Annotated in this window: 12 protein-coding genes and 1 other annotated feature; of the genes, 11 read left to right on the forward strand and 1 reads right to left on the reverse strand. The window is 51.7% G+C overall.

Annotated elements, in window-relative coordinates:
* The first annotated feature begins 83 nt into the window (after positions 1–83).
* From SBI19_RS01420 to metG, 11 genes are all read left to right on the forward strand, one after another.
* Positions 84–677 (forward strand): sigma-70 family RNA polymerase sigma factor, encoded by a 594-nt coding sequence (locus tag SBI19_RS01420; protein ID WP_317964411.1) that lies wholly within the window; start codon positions 84–86, stop codon positions 675–677.
* Positions 674–1,453 carry an anti-sigma factor gene (locus tag SBI19_RS01425; protein ID WP_317964412.1) on the forward strand — a complete coding sequence of 260 codons (780 nt, stop codon included), beginning with the start codon at positions 674–676 and terminating at the stop codon, positions 1,451–1,453. Before SBI19_RS01420 ends, SBI19_RS01425 begins: the two co-directional genes overlap by 4 nt.
* 109 nt (positions 1,454–1,562) lie before the next feature.
* Positions 1,563–2,984 carry a protoporphyrinogen oxidase gene (gene hemG, locus SBI19_RS01430; protein ID WP_317964413.1) on the forward strand — a complete coding sequence of 474 codons (1,422 nt, stop codon included), beginning with the start codon at positions 1,563–1,565 and terminating at the stop codon, positions 2,982–2,984.
* A gap of 190 nt (positions 2,985–3,174) precedes the next feature.
* Positions 3,175–3,891 (forward strand): YebC/PmpR family DNA-binding transcriptional regulator, encoded by a 717-nt coding sequence (locus tag SBI19_RS01435; protein ID WP_317964414.1) that lies wholly within the window; start codon positions 3,175–3,177, stop codon positions 3,889–3,891.
* A 222-nt stretch (positions 3,892–4,113) separates the two neighbouring features.
* Positions 4,114–5,055 (forward strand): methylenetetrahydrofolate reductase, encoded by a 942-nt coding sequence (locus tag SBI19_RS01440; RefSeq protein WP_317964415.1) that lies wholly within the window; start codon positions 4,114–4,116, stop codon positions 5,053–5,055.
* A 275-nt stretch (positions 5,056–5,330) separates the two neighbouring features.
* Positions 5,331–6,269 carry an aldo/keto reductase family protein gene (locus SBI19_RS01445; protein WP_317964416.1) on the forward strand — a complete coding sequence of 313 codons (939 nt, stop codon included), beginning with the start codon at positions 5,331–5,333 and terminating at the stop codon, positions 6,267–6,269.
* A 41-nt stretch (positions 6,270–6,310) separates the two neighbouring features.
* Positions 6,311–7,162, forward strand: a complete 852-nt coding sequence (locus SBI19_RS01450) for an NAD-dependent epimerase/dehydratase family protein (RefSeq protein WP_317964417.1) — start codon at positions 6,311–6,313, stop codon at positions 7,160–7,162.
* 198 nt (positions 7,163–7,360) lie between these two features.
* On the forward strand, positions 7,361–8,815 hold the full coding sequence (locus SBI19_RS01455) for an RCC1 domain-containing protein (protein WP_317964418.1): 1,455 nt from the start codon (positions 7,361–7,363) through the stop codon (positions 8,813–8,815).
* A gap of 177 nt (positions 8,816–8,992) precedes the next feature.
* Positions 8,993–9,196 carry a zinc ribbon domain-containing protein gene (locus tag SBI19_RS01460; RefSeq protein WP_317964419.1) on the forward strand — a complete coding sequence of 68 codons (204 nt, stop codon included), beginning with the start codon at positions 8,993–8,995 and terminating at the stop codon, positions 9,194–9,196.
* Positions 9,197–9,217: 21 nt separating this feature from the next.
* Positions 9,218–9,796 (forward strand): histidine phosphatase family protein, encoded by a 579-nt coding sequence (locus SBI19_RS01465; RefSeq protein ID WP_317964420.1) that lies wholly within the window; start codon positions 9,218–9,220, stop codon positions 9,794–9,796.
* Positions 9,797–9,878: 82 nt separating this feature from the next.
* Positions 9,879–10,151 (forward strand) — a binding site (T-box leader).
* Between the two features lie 47 nt (positions 10,152–10,198).
* On the forward strand, positions 10,199–11,854 hold the full coding sequence (metG, locus tag SBI19_RS01470; protein WP_317964421.1) for a methionine--tRNA ligase: 1,656 nt from the start codon (positions 10,199–10,201) through the stop codon (positions 11,852–11,854).
* A gap of 100 nt (positions 11,855–11,954) precedes the next feature.
* On the opposite strand, the gene SBI19_RS01475 is transcribed toward metG, so the two are convergent.
* Positions 11,955–17,696, reverse strand: coding sequence for a carboxypeptidase regulatory-like domain-containing protein (locus SBI19_RS01475; RefSeq protein WP_317964422.1), 5,742 nt, complete (start codon positions 17,694–17,696; stop codon positions 11,955–11,957).
* Positions 17,697–17,731 lie beyond the last annotated feature (35 nt).

A 17,731-nucleotide genomic window follows, 5' to 3' on the forward strand; every position in this document is an offset into this window, starting at 1 on the left:
TTTTTTGTTTTCGAACGAATCGTTTTTTGGTACAACGTTGTATAGATCATATTGGAATCGGGATGGAAGGAAGGTGGATCGGCATGAGCGGTCAGGATGATGACCTGTGCAAGGCATTACGCGCTATGTGCGAAGGTTCGACGGAAGCGTTCGACCTGATCTACTCGAAGTTTGCGCCGCTTGTCATGCAAATCGCTTCGCGAATGCTGGCAGATCGGATGGAGGCCGAGGATATATGTCATGACGTATTCCTTGAGGTGCTGCGCAGGGGTGCCAGTTACGATCCGAGCAGGGGCTCAATCACGGCATGGATTGCAGTCATGACGAGAAGCCGATGTCTGGACCGGATGCGGACCCGCAATCGATGGCAGCATGCAGACGAAGCAATAGAGGCTCGAATCACCTCTTCAGACATGACAGAGGAGTTGGTCATCCACCGGCTTGAGCAACAGGAATTGCATGGCGCATTGGAGAAGCTGCCATCTGAACAAATGCAAGCGATTGTAAGCAGTTACTACAGCGAACAGACGCAGCGTCAAATGTCTGAGTCGTGGAATGTGCCGCTCGGAACGGTAAAATCTTGGGTCCGCTATGGACTGAACAATTTGCGCAAACAAATGGAAAAACGAGGCTGGGCGAGAGAGCCGGATCATGGTGCGAAGGAGGTACGACGATGAATAACTTACATACGGAAGAGCATTCTTGCAAACGCATGTACCGGGAACAAGATTGGATCGATTGGATGCTTGGCTCCAAACAGCCAGAAGAGCATGATGCGATGCAGTTGCATTGGAATGCTTGTCACAAGTGCCGTGAGACCGTCGAACTGTGGGCTTCGCTCATGCAAGTGAATCCGTCGCCATCGGTGGCGCAATCGGAACGAACAATGCCATCGAACGAGGTATACAAACGTTTGCGCCGACAGGTTCAAGCAAGAGGAATCCGGCATCGGCTGCGGAACAGCGTCTATACGAAGGGCAAATGGGCGGCAGGGATAGCTGCAGGCATTCTATTGCTGTTGTGCGTTTGGAGTATTATGCAGCTCGAGAGTCAACAGCCCGAAGACAAGCGAGCCCGGTTTGTCGCACATTACGAGCCCAATGCAATATCGTTTATGGACGATCCGCGTACGGCCAGCTATGAGATTCATCCCTATAACAAACAGCTAGGCGAAGGATATCTTTGGTATAACGACAGTTCGTTAGAGATGTTAGTGCTGCTTGAAGGGCTGTTGTCCAGCGAAGGACAGGAGGTGCAGGCCTGGGCGGTAGACGAACAAGGTCATGCAAGTCTTGGTCTGTTGCAGCAGGATGAAGCGGATCGCGCGCATTTGTATCTGAAAGGCCAAGTGCTGGACCATGTTAAGCATATCGTTCTGACCGTCGAGCCCGTTGGCGGCAGCGAGCAGCCGACTTCACCGGATGTGTTCGTGTTCCGAATGGATCATAAGTGAATAAAAGCATCATCTTGTCATGTACAATTGTAACAATTGGTTCATTTGTCGAATGGACGCCTGAACTGCTATGATAGTTTTAATTGAATTAGCATTCGAGGTGGTTGCAGTGAAGACAATCGTCATCGTTGGCGGCGGCATTACAGGGCTGTCCACAGCCTATTATTTGAATAAGCAATTGAAACAGGACGGAACAGCAGCACGGATCGTACTTGTCGAGGCGAGTGAACAGCTGGGCGGCAAAATAAGAACGGTGCATCGCGACGGTTACATCATGGAGAGCGGGGCGGATTCGATCGTTGCTCGTAAGACGAACATGGCTCCGCTGCTCGAAGAGCTCGAGCTCCAGGGCGACATCGTCTACAACGAAACCGGCAAATCGTACCTATTCGCCGATGGAGAGCTGAAGCTGATTCCGCAGGACGCGATATTCGGCATCCCGATGTCCGTACAATCGCTGGCGACGAGCACGCTCGTATCCGCGGAAGGCAAAGTCGAGGCGTTGAAAGACTTATATACACCGAATGAGCGCTTCACGAAGCAGGACTCGATTGGTCATTTTCTCGAGGCGTTTCTTGGCAAGGAGCTCGTAGAGAAGCAGATTGCGCCTGTGCTATCAGGCGTCTATTCCGGAGATTTATATGAGCTTACGCTGGCATCGACCATGCCTTACCTGCTTGATTACAAGAACGAGCATGGCAGCATCATTCAAGGGCTGGATGCGAACCGCGCCAAGTTCCAGAGCGGCGGAAACAAGAAGTTCTACTCGTTCCGAGACGGACTCTCCACGATCATTGATCGCATGGAGGAGCGTCTCGCCGGTGCTGTCGAGTTCCGCAAAAGCACGAAGGTGACAAGTATCGATCGGTTGTCCCCGGATTCCGAACAAGGACAATATCGCATTACGCTCTCGGATAGCAGTGAGACGATCGATGCGGACTATGTTGTGTTAAGTACATTAAGTGCAGCCGCACAATCGATGCTCCATAGCCAGAAGCTTAATGAGAGCTTCAACCAACTGCGCAACAGCTCGCTCATCAGCATTTATATCGCATTCGATGTTTCCGATGATCATCTGCCGAAGGATGGCACTGGCTTCATCACGGCAGATGACAGCGAGCTTCGCTGCGACGCCTGCACATGGACTAGCCGCAAATGGGCACATACATCGTCATCTAAACAGCTGCTAATGCGGCTGTTCTATAAGAGTTCCGGTTCCGTTTATGCCAAGCTGATCAATCAGCCTGAGGAGGAGCTGCTGCAAGTGGCGCGTCAGGATGTGATGCGCGCAACAGGAATTGAAGCAGAGCCGCTTCACTGGACGGTGACGAAGTGGGACAATACGATGCCGAATTATCATATTCGTCATCCTCAGCTCGTCGCCGAGCTGGAGAAGGGAATGGAGGAACAGTATCCGGGCATACTGCTCGCCGGCTGCTCTTATTATGGAGTCGGCATTCCAGATTGCGTAGCCAATGGGGAACAGACCGCACAGCGAATCGCAGCGCGAATGGCGCAGCCGATTCACTGATGCGAGCTAACGTTGACGAAAGGATAGCTTGTCCATCGTTAGCAACTTTCGTTATAATACAAGGTGAAACGACTATCGCCTTGGAACGGCGAAGCAGGTTTCATTCCGGAGAAATATAAGCCTACATATAGTCATGAAACTTATAAAGTCTTATATTTGATTCAAGAACATTGAAGAAAGTGGGATCAGCATGGGTCGTAAGTGGAATAATATCAAAGAGAAGAAAGCAAAATCAGACGCTAATACAAGCCGAATTTATGCAAAGTTCGGTCTCGAAATTTATGTAGCTGCGAAGAAGGGCGAACCAAACCCTGAATCGAACGGCGCGCTGAAGGTCGTTCTGGAGCGTGCGAAGACGTATAACGTACCTCGTGCCATTATCGACCGTGCTATTGAGAAAGCCAAAGGCAGCTCGGACGAGCTTTACGAAGAGCTTCGTTATGAAGGCTTCGGTCCTTCCGGCTCGATGATCATCGTTGACGCGCTGACGAACAACGTGAACCGTACAGCGCCAGCAGTCCGCGCTGCATTCAATAAGAGCGGCGGCAACATGGGCGTAAGCGGCTCTGTCGCTTACATGTTCGATCAGACGGCAGTTATCGGCGTTGAAGGCAAATCGCTCGATGAAGTAATGGAGATTATGATTGAAGCAGACGTTGATGTGCGCGATGTCGTTGAAGAAGATGAGACGATCATGGTCTATGCAGAACCAGATCAATTCAACGCCGTACAGGAAGCGCTGAAGGCTGCGGGGATCTCTGAGTTCGTCGTAGCTGAGATTACGATGTTGGCACAGAACGATGTCGATCTTCCGGAAGAATCGATTCCTGCGTTCGAGAAGCTGATCAATGCGCTCGAAGACCTCGAAGATGTTCAACAGGTTTATCACAACGTCAACTGGGAATAATCGATGCGAACGAACGGCCGCCTGCTTATAGGCGGTCGTTTTCTGTTCCTGCTAAGCAGGTCATATGATTTGCGAAATCCGAATAGAATCGAAATTTAGGCTGCATTTTATCGCGTTAAAGAAAAAACGGGCTCATCCAACTCGTATCGTGTATAATATACTAAATAAATAATAGGATCATAGTTTGATATACGCGCGATTATGGGGTAAGGATGTGAAGAGATGCTGAAGGATATGATATTGAACAAGCAATCCGGCATTTTGACGTATGGCATGACACCGCCGAAAGAAGACAATCAGGCGGAGAAGATTGCGGAGATTGCACAGAAGCAGATCGAACGACTGAAAGGTCTTGATATAGACGCATTGATTCTGTATGACGTGCAGGAGGAAGCGGATCGTATCGATCAAGAGCGTCCGTTCCCGTACACGACAATGCTTGATCCGGAGCTGTACAGCAAACAATACCTTCATACGCTGGAGGTTCCTAAGATTATTTACCGCTGCGTCGGCAAATATTCAGAGAATGAACTAACGCAATGGGTGCAGAAGGATGCAGACCAGCAGCGTTATACGGTATACGTCGGCGCATCGTCCAGCCAGCAAGCGGTGAAGCTGGAGCTTGCCGATGCCTACCGGATCAGCAAGCAGCATAACGAGAATTTGTCGTTCGGCGGCGTTATTATTCCAGAACGCCATATGGTGAAGAATGACGAGCATATACGCGTGGTGAACAAGGTCAAGCAGGGGTGTGACTACTTCATCTCGCAGGCGACCTACAATGTCGAAGCTTCGAAAAACTTCTTGTCCGATTACTATCATCACTGCACGGAGAACGAGCTTGAGATGGTGCCGATTCTGTTCAACCTCGCACCATGCGGTTCGACGAAGACGTTGGAGTTCATGAAGTGGCTCGGCATCAGCATTCCGCGCTGGCTCGAGAATGAATTGAAGTACTCTTCCGATGTATTGGACAAATCGATTCAATTGACGACGAAGATCTTCGAAGAATTGTTCGAATTCGGTCTGGAGAAGGGCATTCCGATCGGCTGCAGCGTCGAGAGCGTATCGACTCGCAAGGTTGAGATTGAAGCTTCCATTCAGATGGTCCGCGATATTAAAGTGATGCTGGATCGCAAACGGCTGGTCGACGTATCACGTTAAGTTATCGCACATGAATAAGCTGTCGAGCTCTGGGCTCGGCAGTTTTTTTGTTTGTCCGAGAAGTGATATTCAAGTGTTCTTCAAGCGTCCAGCTTCGGAATACGTAACGGTATCGTACGATTGGACAGACTATACTGAAGTATAGCTGCTACCCTCCACATCCCCTAATGAACATAATTTCAGTTCTTACAATCGTCAGCTTTCTATTCTAGAATAAGAGTGTTTGACAGAGTGTTTGACGATTCACATTATCGTTCTATGGGAGGAATACGACAATGAACTATCGGAGATTAGGCGGCACAGGACTGAAGGTTAGCGAAATCAGCTTGGGCAGCTGGCTTACATATGGCGGTTATGTAGAACGTGAGAATGCAGTGAATGCGATTAAGACGGCTTACGAGCTGGGCATTAACTTTTTTGATACAGCCAATGTTTATGAACGTGGCGAAGCGGAGACGGTAGTAGGCGAAGTGCTTCGCCAATATCCACGCGAATCTTATGTGTTGGCAACGAAAGTGTTCGGCCAGATGGGCGACGGACCGAATGACCGCGGACTCTCGCGCAAACATATTACGGAGCAGGCGAATGCGAGCTTGCAGCGGCTTGGCCTCGATTACATCGACGTGTATTACTGCCACCGTTATGACAAAGAAACGCCGCTGGAAGAGACGCTGCGCGCGCTCGACGATCTCGTTCGTCAAGGCAAAGTGCTTTATGTCGGCGTCAGCGAATGGCAGGCGTCCCAGATGGCAGAAGCGGTCGGTATCGCAGATCGCAAGCTGATGGATCGTATCGTCGTCAATCAGCCAATCTACAATATGTTCGAGCGTTATATCGAGAAGGAAGTCATTCCGCTCGGCGAACGTGCCGGAATTGGACAAGTCGTCTTCTCGCCGCTTGCGCAAGGTCTGTTGACGGGCAAATACAGCTCCGCGTCGGATATTCCGGCAGACAGCCGTGCTGCACGACTGGATTGGGTTCGCAAAGGAATTTCGGAAGAGAAGATTGCCAAGGTTCGTCAGCTTGAAGGCGTAGCGGCAGAACTTGAAATTTCGGTCGGCAACCTGGCGCTTGCATGGATCCTTCGTCAGAACAATGTAGCCAGCGCACTGGTCGGCGCAAGCCGCCCCGAGCAAGTGACGGAGAACGCGAAGGCATCGGGCATTGTTCTTAGCGAAGACGTATTGACTCTGATTGAAGAGATTCTCGCATAATAACACGATAGACAGCACGAATGGACAAAGGAGAGAGCAGCATGGCGAAGAAAGTCGTTGTAACGGGCGGGAGCGGAATGCTTGGACGCTGGGTTGTCCGGCATTTTGTAGAGCAGGGATATGAGGTGCTGAACGTAGATACGCGTCTTCCTGATGAAGAACTGTGTCCGACGCTAATTGTGGATCTACAGGATCTAGGACAAACGTATGGCGCGCTCGCAGGAGCGGATGCGGTCGTGCACATGGCGGCGATTCCAAGAGCAGGCATGGTGCCTCCGGAAGTAACATTCCGCAACAATGTCATGTCGACATACAATGTATTGGAAGCTGCCGCTGGTCTTGGCATTCGCAAGGCGGTCATCGCGTCGAGCGAATCCTCCTATGGGATCTGCTTTGCTGTGAATCCGCTTGGTCCAACTTACGTACCAATGGATGAATCGCATCCGCAGCTGCCGGAAGACAGCTACGGATTGTCGAAGGTTGTGAATGAAGCTACTGCGGACATGTTCAACCGCCGGACAGGCATGCAAGTCGTATCGCTGCGGCTTGGCAACGTCATTCCGCCGGAATGGTATGAGCGATTCCCTTCGTTCATCGATAAGCCGGAGGAGCGTGATCGGATTCTGTGGAGCTACATCGACACGCGCGATGCGGCAGAGGCATGCCGACTTGCAATCGAGACAGATGGTCTTGGCTCCGTTGCGATCAATCTGGCATCGGATGAGACGAGCATGAACGTGAAGAGCCGCGATCTGATGGCTGCACGATATCCGGAAGTCACCGATTTCCGCGCACCGCTCGAGGGATTCGAGACGCTGTTGAACAACAGCTTGGCGAAGCAGCTGCTTGGCTGGGAGCCGAAGTACAGATGGCGGGAACAGCTGAACCAATAGAGAACGCGATAGCGTCATTTTAGGAAAAAGGTTAGAGATATAGGAGACTGCTTCATTCACTTTAAGTGATGGGCAGTCTTTTCGTTTATTAGGAAGACAACTAAGCAACGAAGGCGATGGCATTAGCGTTGGCGGTGCAAGATGCAACCTTATTATTCTAGCATTCGTCTACTTGAGCAGATAAACGAAGGAGAGGGAGTGTGTATCATTCATCTAGTTCAAGTCGATCGGTCACGCCGCGCATTCGTGCTGCTTGTACTGATCCTAAGTACGATGTTGTATGCAATAGCTCAACCAACAAGCTCGGCTGCAGCAGCCGAGAACAGTACGACTGCTCCCATATTGAATCAAACTTACAAGCAGGTGAAAGCTGGCACGTACTACTCTGTAGGTCTTCGCAGTGATGGAACGGTCTGGACATGGGGACGCAATCTGTGGGGCGAATTGGGCATCGAGAAGAAGGCAACGATTACAAGCTTCCCGTATCCGCTGCGTCTGCCGGAGTTGTCTAACATAACGAATATTTCGGTAGATGGCCAGGATGGCTACCAGCTAGGCGTCCAATCGGACGGCACGGTCTGGGAATGGGGAAGAGACCCGCTGGTGTATCGGCAGTCGATTCTGCCTAGAAGAGTACAGGGAATCTCGGGTGCTGCTGCGGTTTCCTCTCAAGGTGGAATAGCGAGCGCCTTGTTGAAGAACGGAACCGTAGTCTCTTGGGCACGGCTTGGTGCTGATGATACATCCGCTGTGAAACATGTGACGATTGCAGGTCTTGGGAACGTGACGGCAATCTCGACGCAGGGCATGGTCAACTATGCGATCGTGAAGGACGGCAGCGTATACGCATGGTATTCGAAGCTGGACGATAAGCGCAATGTTGTCACTAGCAAGCCATGGAAGCTGCAAGGGTTAGCGCATATTAAGCAAGTATCTTCGATCTGGGATACGGGATATGCAGTGGATGCTAACGGCGGTATGTGGAGCTGGAAGGTGACGGTATCATCGAAGCTTGCGATTGCGTATGCGGCAAAGCCGACCCGCGCGTTCACTTCAGTGCGAGCGCGCAGTTTCAGCTCGAACCTGCTGCTGACGGACAGCGGTACGGTGTACAACGTCGTGAACGGGAAGCTGGTTAAGGTGAATGGACTGCCAGTTGTGTCGGGGATAAGCCGCGGCGGCTATCATCAGCTTGCGCTCGATAAGCAAGGACATGTATGGGGCTGGGGCGCCAACAAATGGTTCGAGACCGGCAGCCCGACATCCGCAGAAGGCGGGATGGTCTATAAACCAGCGCAGCTCCTGTCAGGCGTCGATATTGTATTAAACGGCAAGCTGGTCAATACCATCGTACCGGCGTATGAGGCTGGTGCGTCTGTACAGGTGCCGATCAAGCTGCTTGCCGGCGATCTGGGCGTTCGGTTCTCGGCTGCAAGTGACGGCACCATATCGCTCTCGCGTGGAAAGTCGGTCGTTACGATTCATCGGAATGGTGGAGAAGTAACGGTCGATTTGAACGGCCAGCCGCTGGAGCTGGAGAGCAGCATCGGCAGTTCAGCAGGCAGCATTACCATTCCATATGAGCTGCTGCAATCGCTTGGGATTGAAGTTCGGTGGGATGCAAATGCGCATCGCATGAGCATCGTAACATAATTGTCAGCGAACGATAGACCTGGTGTTCGTCACATCAGGTCTATTTGCTTGGATCCGGCTCCGCGAATGGTTCCGCTGATTGCAACATCTCACAGATACGAATAATGGGTAGTTGGAAGCCCATAAAATAGGAAGAGTGTTTGAATCGGTCAGCCCACATAGAAAGGGGAATGTACGATGAGTGACAAAGGATGCGTCAAATGCGGAGGCAAGGAAGCCAAGACCAAAGAGGTCGCGATGACCGGCACCGGACTTTCCAAAATGTTTGACGTCCAGCATAATCAATTTGTCGTCGTGTACTGTACCAATTGCGGTTATTCCGAATTTTACAATAAGAAATCGTCTGCAGCATCGAACATCCTAGATTTGTTCTTCGGTTGATGGGCGTATGGAGGGGAAGAAATGGCAACCACGATCGGACTGATCCGCCATGGGGTTACGGAGTGGAATCGTCTGGGCAAGGCACAGGGGATAGCGGATATTCCGTTAAACGAGGATGGCAAGAAGCAGGCGGAGGCATTAGCGAAACGGTTTGCACACGGAGAGTGGGACCACTTATACTCGAGCGATCTGATTCGCGCGAGGCAAACAGCGGAATTCGTACGGCAGTCGTTAGGCGTAGTTTCGGTGTTCACGGATGTACGTGTTCGAGAAATCGATTGGGGACTCATGGATGGCACAACCGAGGAAGAACGTATCGCTCGTTGGGGTGCTCAATATCGTGAACTGGATCTCGGAATGGAACAACGTCACAATGTTGCTAAGCGAGGAATCGCTTTTCTAGAGCATATGGTTGAGCAGCATGCGGATCAACGAATTCTACTCGTAAGTCATGGTGCATTTATTGGAATCACCTTACAGCATTTGTTGCCGCAACGCTTCTCGAAGACGATCATTGGCAATACCGCGTTGACGATCCTAACGCATACGAATAATGAGTGGAAATGCGAATTGTACAACTGTACGAAGCATCTTAATTGAGAATGATAGGATCGCCTTTAGAAAAATCCGGGTTGACTTAATAGCATTCATTGCGTAAGATATCCAGTAAATTCTATTATTGCTAAAAGCGATGAAGAGAAAGAGTACCGCTAAGACGTCTTTAACAGAGAGCCCCGGGTGCTGAGAAGGGGTAAAGAATACGAGCGGGAATATGGTCTCTGAGCTGCGCATCGAACTCTATTGACGGGGTGTAGGCTGCGCCGGAACCCGCACCCGTTAACGTGCTAGGGTATAACCGCGACGTGTCCTGCGTACGGCGTACCTGATGAGGTGAATGCCGCAAGGCATTGATGAATGTGGGTGGTACCGCGTGAGCACAGCTCTCGTCCCTATTGGGATGAGGGCTTTTTTGCGTTTTCTATCACAAGGAGGTCATGTTGAATGACGACTAGCGTATTCATTGGCGGCGCTTGGCCGTACGCCAACGGTTCCCTGCATCTGGGCAGGCTGGCGAGCCTGCTGCCAGGCGATGTGCTGGCACGGTATCACCGTGCGCGAGGCGATCAAGTATTATATGTGTCAGGAAGCGACTGTCATGGCACGCCCGTTGCGGTGCAAGCAGCGCAGGAAGGGATTGCGCCGAGTGAGTTTGCGAGCCGATATCATCAGGAGTTCTTGGATTGCTTCGCTCAGCTTGGCTTTACGTATGACAATTACACGAGAACCGATCAGCCTTTTCACCATGAAGTTGTACAGCAGTTGTTCTTGAAGCTTCTCGAGAAAGGACATCTATTCACCCGAACGGTTCAACAAACGTACTGCGAGACGGATGAGCGATTTCTTCCCGATCGATACGTGGAAGGCACATGTCCAGTGTGCGGCAAGCGAGCGAGAGGCGATCAATGCGACTATTGCTCTACGCTGCTTGATCCTTCGGATTTGAGCGACCGGACGTGCAAGCTGTGCGGCAACCCGCCGACAGAGAGACCGACGGACCATTATTACATCGCGCTGTCCAAGTTCCAAGAGGCACTGGAGAGTTATGTGTCGACTGCGAAGGCTGAGGGCTGGAGAGACAATGCGATACATTTGACCAGCCGCTACCTGAAGGAAGGGCTGCAGGACCGCGCGGTGACGAGGGATTTGACTTGGGGCGTAGACGTACCGATCGAAGGCTTCGAAGGGAAGAAAATATACGTCTGGATTGAGGCGGTAAGCGGGTATCTATCGGCGAGTCAGCAATGGGCGGCCGAACAAGGAAAACGCTGGGAACCATTCTGGATCGAAGATGCTGAAGCGGGGCCGATTACAGCTTACTACGTACATGGCAAGGACAACATTCCGTTCCATACCCTTATATGGCCAGCGATACTGCTTGGCTCGGGCGGCTATCATCTACCGGATCGGATCGTGTCTTGCGAGCATCTGACGCTTGAAGGACAGAAGTTCTCGACCAGCCGAAACTGGGCAGTCTGGGTGCCGGATCTACTAAGCCGTTATGAGCCGGATTCAATCCGATACTTCTTGATCGCCAACGGTCCGGAGAAGAAGGATGCAGATTTCTCATGGCGGGAATTCATACACAGCCATAACGGCGAACTGTTAGGGGCATACGGGAATTTCGTGAACCGAACGCTCGCTTTCATAGCCAAGTCGTTCGATAGTCGCGTGCCGGATGGCGAGCTTGCCGAGCCATGGCTCAGTCATCTGCAGGACTGCTATGATCAAGCAGGCAAGCTGATCGAAGAGGCGCGGTTGAAGGAAGCGTTGGATACGATCTTCGCTTATGTGCGGCTGGCGAACAAATATTTTGACGAAGAGCGGCCTTGGGTGACCGCGAAGAATGATTCCGCAGCCTGCGGGAATACGTTGTTCACCTGTGTCCAGATTATTGCGAATCTTGCGAATCTTCTTCAGCCGTTCATCCCGTTCTCGAGCGATAAAGTGCGGCAACTGCTGTCGCTGGATCAGCCTGCATGGAAGGTTGTATCAGTTGAAGCGGTCCGGGAGATTGGATCTGTGAAGCTGTTGTTCGAGCGGATTGATACGGCTAGGATCGAAGAAGAGAGTGCACGCTTGAACAATCATCAGAACTAGTCATGAGGTGTCGTAAGCGTCTGCTCAGCCCATATGGAAGCAGGGAGCAACCTGCCACAGCAGAATTGCTCCCTAGTGCTACCATCATGTGATTGTCACGTTATTCTTCTTCCTCATCAAGGAGGATGATGTCCAATACGGTCGTCTGTTGGTCGGCAATTAGTGGCTTAACGATGACCGTCTGCTTCCCTGGAAAAGAAAACTGGGCAGGCGGATTGCCCGCTGCTATGTTACTAATGGTGTAACGGCCAGCTGCATTGCTTATGATGCTTCTTACGAGCAGACGATCTTCTGTCCGAATCTCGGCTAAAGCATAATTAAGCGGTCTGCCTTCCGCGTCACGAATCGATCCCGTCAATGTTCCGAATGTCGAGCTAAGAGCCAGATCAGTCCGTGTAGAACTACCTGCCGCAGCTCCTGCTTGGGCAGCGTTCGCAACAGATCCGAAATCAGGTGAAGTAACGGTCACGGTATACGAGGTGCCTGGGGCGAGGCCGCCAATCTGATAACTGCCCGAACCGTCCGTTATTGTACTTCCCAGAGGTGTATTGTTCACTGGATCAAGCACGGTTACGATCGCACCCGAAACCGGAGAACCGACCACATCGTCAATGACGGTTCCCTCAATTGCTGATGGGTCGTTGTTTAATGAGAGATCCGCCGTCTGATTGGAAGGTAGATTCGTCTGTTGAACAGGCTGCATGACGAAGTTGTTGCCGCTCTGATGATTGGGATCGCTTGCGATAACGGTCAGATTGCCTGAAGGTACGCTTATAACGGTATATTGTCCCTTATTGTTCGTTACGCCATTGCCGACGATAACCCCATTATCATCGACAATCGAGATTGCGCTGCCAGGAAGAGGTGACCCGGTTCCGGCATCGGTTACCGTACCGCTTACGGATAATGGCGTTGCCGCAAGCGAGAAATTAACGGTCGATCCTTGACCTGGCAGAACAGAAGCGGATGTCTGGAGTGAGACAAATCCGACATGGGAGGCAGTCACGACATAGTTGGCCGCTGCGATCTCTCCCAGATCATATTGTCCGTTCGAATCCGTCAAGATCGATGAGACGACCGGGCCAAAATTGTTGTATTGACGCAGAACAATGAGTGCGCCTTGTATACCGCCGACATTCGAATTAGCCGTTACAATGCCGCTGATCCTGCCTGGAAGCCTGTCGAGTGCAAAGCTGAATCGCGTGGTCTCGCCGGATACGATCGAGAACCCGCCAAGCTCGGATGCATAACCGAACGCAGCTGCGCTTGCTGTATAAGCTCCGGCGGGAAGATTCGGATACGTAAAGATGCCGCTATTGTCCGTAACGACTGTCGCGATTAATGCACCGCTAACGCCGTCATATATACGTACCGTTGCACCAGATAGATCGGCACCATTGGAAGAGTCGCTCACAAATCCGAACACATTGCCAGGATTAGGCGTTAAGGTAAGCTGAGCTTGAACAGACTGTCCTGCTGTTGTGACAATAGCGACTGAATCGGATCCAAATCCGGGGTATGACGCCGTAACGATTAAGTTGCCGAGCGGAATTCCGCTTAGCGTGAAATCGCCCTTCTCGTCTGAGAATGTTGGAATAATCGGGTGTCCATACACATCGTTAATATTGATAATTGCGCCTGAAACGCCTGAGCCGGTTGAACCGTCAATGACGCTGCCAGAAACCGATGCAACCGATACAGTCAGCTTGATCGTTAGGGTCGTACTGAACCCGGCCCTTATGAAGACGCCGATCGTCTCGCTCTCGAATCCAGGCGACGATACATTCAACGTATATTCGCCGGGCTGCAGATTGCCGCCGAAGAATGTACCATCGATGCCTGCGAAGAACGTATTGATCAAGAGCCCTTCTTGCGAGAATAATCTGAGCTGTGTATTGACGGACGAGATAGGATTTCCGGAAGAATCTCCGATTGTCCCCACTAGACTTCCGAATGCTGGAGTCAGAGCGATAGAGGCAATCGTGCTCTGATCGCTGACGACGATTGCGCCGACGGTTCCTGTGGAATAGCCTGCCGCGCGGGTTATGACGAGATACGGTCCAGGCTGCAGACCTGAAATCTGATAGTTGCCGAACATGCTGGCCGAGACGGATGTCACAGACAAACCAGAAGCGCCTAATAGGCGAATCTCTACATCGGCACCGCCAATGGGTTCCCCTGTGACCGCATCCGTTATTTGACCATTCACATTGCCGGGGTCTGGCGTGAGCGCATAGTTGAGGCTGGACACAAGCTCCCCGGGATTCAGATTTATGCCTCGTACGATGCTGCTGAAGCCTGGTGCGGAAGCGATAGCCGTCAGTGTGCCTGGCGGCAGATTGCCGATAATGTAGCTGCCGTCCGCTTGCGCCTGGCCGACTCCTCGAATGGATTCATTGCCGTTCACGATTTTTACAGCTGCTTCCGGAATCGGATTGCCAGCCGTATCGATCACGGCTCCTGCGACGGAACCTGGATTCGGCGTAAGATCGACCACAACTTGATCAACGCCGCCAGGAATAATATTGGCCCCTATAACGCCGGAAGAGTACCCGGCAGCTACGGCTGTGAGGAGGTAAGAGCCTTCTTGAACGGTACTGAAGGAGAAGCTGCCGTCGGGCTCCGATACCGTCGTTGCGACCTGAATGTTATTCAGATTGCTTAACTGTACAACTGCGCCGCCAAGCGGCGGTCTTAATAAGCCGATAATCGATCCCGGATTCGGCGTAAGCGGAATTGAGGCTGGCGAGATTGCGTTAGCATTCACAATGACGCCGAACGTATTGCTCTGATAGCCGGTCGTTTGCGCGACAATCGTATAGTTGCCAGGTGCGATACCCGTCGCATCGAAGCGTCCGTTGCTGTCCGTAATGGTAATGCCAATCAAGAAGTTGTTCTGGTCCATGATGTTCAGCACGGCCCCAGGAAGACCAGTTCCCGCGATAATGTCCGATACGGTTCCTTGAATCGACCCAGGCACCGGATTAAGTACGAGTCTGAGCTGTGCAGCAGCTCCTTGCGGCACATCGACTGTAGCGGAAGCTGTCTGGAAGTTATCTGCGGATGCGAATATCGTGTAGATGCCTGGTGTCAGGCTGCTCGTTTGAAATTGTCCAATCGGGTCCGTGAATAAGCTGAACACCGTTATTCCGTTTGCGCTGGTGACGCGAATTTGAATGCCTGCTCCTACAATCGGATTACCTTGGTTATCCACTACGGCCCCGCGGATGAAGCCGGGGTTAGGCAACAGTGTAAAATTAAGCAGCGTCTGCGCATCCGATTGGACGCGTGCGCTTGCGTATTGATTTTGAAAATTAGCTGCAGATACGTTGACGATATAGTTGCCTGGAGCAAGGCTCGCAATAATATAGGCACCGTTCGTCTCCGAGAGAATCCGTGTAAGCAGGACAGGCCCGCCGTCAACGTTATTTTGAACAGCGACTGCCGCGCCCACTATCGGATTTCCTGATCCGTCGGTAATCGTGCCAACGATCATTCCCGGGTCTGGCACGAGCTTGAAATTAATCGTTGTTGTAACAGACGATTCGATGATTGCCCCGACTGTATCGCCACCGAAGCCATCGGTCCGAGCGGAAACCGTATAGACGTCAGGCGCAAGGTTGCCAATCGTGTAGGTTCCGTCTTCCGTCGTTGAGACGCGTGCAATGATGATATTGTTCCGATAAGCTCGAATCACGACATCAGGAAGAGGGAGACCATTCAAGTCGGTTACCTTGCCAGATAATGCGCCGGCGAGTTTCTCCAGCGTTACATGAATAGGCGTTGAAACACCTGAAGTCACGATGGCGCCTACTGTTTCTGCAGCGTAACCTTCTTCTAAGAAATTGACGGTGTAGCCTCCTGGTGCAAGTGAAGTTACCACATAAGTGCCTTCAGCGCCGCTAACAGCAGTCTGCAGCGTAATTCCTTCCGCATTCACGACGCGAATGCTAGCTCCCGCAAGCGGTTCGCCTGATTCTGCATCGGCTATGATCCCGCTAATACTGCCCGCCTCTGGCGATAAAACCAAATTAACCGTTGTCGTCTGACCGGCGGCGACTTGAAACCCGATCACCTGCGTGACAAATCCAGGGTCCGTGACGCGCAGCCGATCGTTAAGGTTCGGTGCAAGACTGTTATCTCGGAACACGCCTAGTGCGTCTGTGAATATAGTCGCAAGCACATTGTTGCGATTATCCAGCACTTCAACCTTCGCGCCTGCGATCCGCACGCCAGATGCAGCTGTTACTGTGCCAGTGACTGCACCGGGACTGCTGGCTAGCGCTGCATTGACGACCTGGACCTCACCGGCGGCTAACGTAAGCGGCAGATCCTGCTGTTGGTAATTAGGCGCGGCTATACTGATCCGGTAGTAATTCGGCAGCAGATTGGCTGCAGCATATTGACCTGCTGCATTGGTTGATGTCTGGGCGATCAGCGTTCCGACGGAATCCGTTATATGGATGGCCGCTCCGGCTACTGGGCTTCCGTCAGCCTGACTTGTGATCGAACCCTGAACAGAAGCGGGTTGCGGCATCAGAATAACATTGACCGTTGTTACCGTGTTGGATGATGTCGCTGCGCTAACCATTAACGTCTGATAATTCGGCAGAGAAAATTGAAGCTGAACGTTCCCCGTAGGCAGACCGGTAATGGAATAAACACCGCCTATGCCGCTGACGGCATATCCGTTCGGAATACCTGAAGGCAGGCTTGTCGATTGAACGGTAACACCTGTCAGTGGGAGGCCTGTCGATTTGTCAATGATTGTCCCGCTTACCCCGCCAGTCGATATAATGCTGGCAGCGGCCGTGCTTTGTGGAGCTGTAATAGGCTGACCGGTGAATAGGTCTATCGCTTTGGTCGATTTAATGTCAATCGTTCCGGACGACGATGGAAGGAATGTTCCTTGTGCTGTATATCGCAATGAGGCGCTTGAACCAGGTGCTAATGTGCCAATGTTCCATGTCATTGCAGCACCCGTTAAGCTGGTTACGGCAGAACCGGCCGAAGCGGAAACGATCTGCAACGATTGAAGTTTATTGAACTGAAACAGCGCATTGATGAAGATGGCGGAGGCGCTGCCGCGGCCAGTATTGGTAACGGTAATGGTTCCATTAATCGTACTAGATTGACCGGCAACCAGCGTGAGCGGAGCGCCGTCAACGTTTTGCGTAACCGATAGATTAGCTCTAACATCTCCGCCCGCAACAGTGAGCGGATCACTGAATGCCGCACTTAGCGTTTGACCCGTTCCGATGAAGTCTTTGTTGAAGTTGTTGTTGTTGGTTGAAGTGAAGAACAAGAATCGGAGCACGGTTTGGTCTGTTATGCCGAGCAGAGGGAAGAGCGTTGCACGGGGGATGAAAAAATCTAGAAAGTAATTCGTTCCTCCTCCGAACGCGGAGCCGTCACCTGTAAGGGCAGCCCGAGCAATATCATAGTTTACGATCGGTTGCGTAAAGTTCGGCGTTCCTTTGCCATCCGTTCCTTCGGCTTGGTCGTTAAAGCTATTCGGAATTTTAGCCGTGTTCTGGATGAGATCCACGGAATTGTTCAATCCGTTGACAGCTAGCACCCATTCGTAAGTGGAGGAATTACCGTCCGTATCGAATAGAACGCCCCAGGCAAAATTGGTGAATCCAGTCTTGAAACGAGGATCAGCGTTCAACCGAATACGGAAGTAAATATTCGTTCCATCGTACCCATAATACGCGGCTGGAAAAGCAGAGCTGCCTACGATGTCCGTCTGGTCGGGCGAAACATCTCGGACGGGGTCGGACACGGGTGCACCGTTTAATGTAACCGGGACATACTGCGCATTGCTTGGGAAGGGCATCATGATCCTCCTTAACATCAGGCTATAGAACACAAAAC

It is taken from the genome of Paenibacillus sp. CCS19, assembly GCF_033239625.1.
GTDB lineage: Bacteria > Bacillota > Bacilli > Paenibacillales > Paenibacillaceae > Paenibacillus_T.

Excerpts from the sequence above, each read along its gene's own strand:
- SBI19_RS01420 (WP_317964411.1), top strand. The coding sequence starts at position 84 with ATGAGCGGTCAGGATGATGACCTGTGCAAGGCATTACGCGCTATGTGC.
- SBI19_RS01425 (WP_317964412.1), top strand. The coding sequence starts at position 674 with ATGAATAACTTACATACGGAAGAGCATTCTTGCAAACGCATGTACCGG.
- SBI19_RS01435 (WP_317964414.1), top strand. The coding sequence starts at position 3,175 with ATGGGTCGTAAGTGGAATAATATCAAAGAGAAGAAAGCAAAATCAGAC.
- SBI19_RS01440 (WP_317964415.1), top strand. The coding sequence starts at position 4,114 with ATGCTGAAGGATATGATATTGAACAAGCAATCCGGCATTTTGACGTAT.
- SBI19_RS01445 (WP_317964416.1), top strand. The coding sequence starts at position 5,331 with ATGAACTATCGGAGATTAGGCGGCACAGGACTGAAGGTTAGCGAAATC.
- SBI19_RS01450 (WP_317964417.1), top strand. The coding sequence starts at position 6,311 with ATGGCGAAGAAAGTCGTTGTAACGGGCGGGAGCGGAATGCTTGGACGC.
- SBI19_RS01460 (WP_317964419.1), top strand. The coding sequence starts at position 8,993 with ATGAGTGACAAAGGATGCGTCAAATGCGGAGGCAAGGAAGCCAAGACC.
- SBI19_RS01465 (WP_317964420.1), top strand. The coding sequence starts at position 9,218 with ATGGCAACCACGATCGGACTGATCCGCCATGGGGTTACGGAGTGGAAT.
- metG (WP_317964421.1), top strand. The coding sequence starts at position 10,199 with ATGACGACTAGCGTATTCATTGGCGGCGCTTGGCCGTACGCCAACGGT.
- SBI19_RS01475 (WP_317964422.1), bottom strand. The coding sequence starts at position 17,696 with ATGATGCCCTTCCCAAGCAATGCGCAGTATGTCCCGGTTACATTAAAC.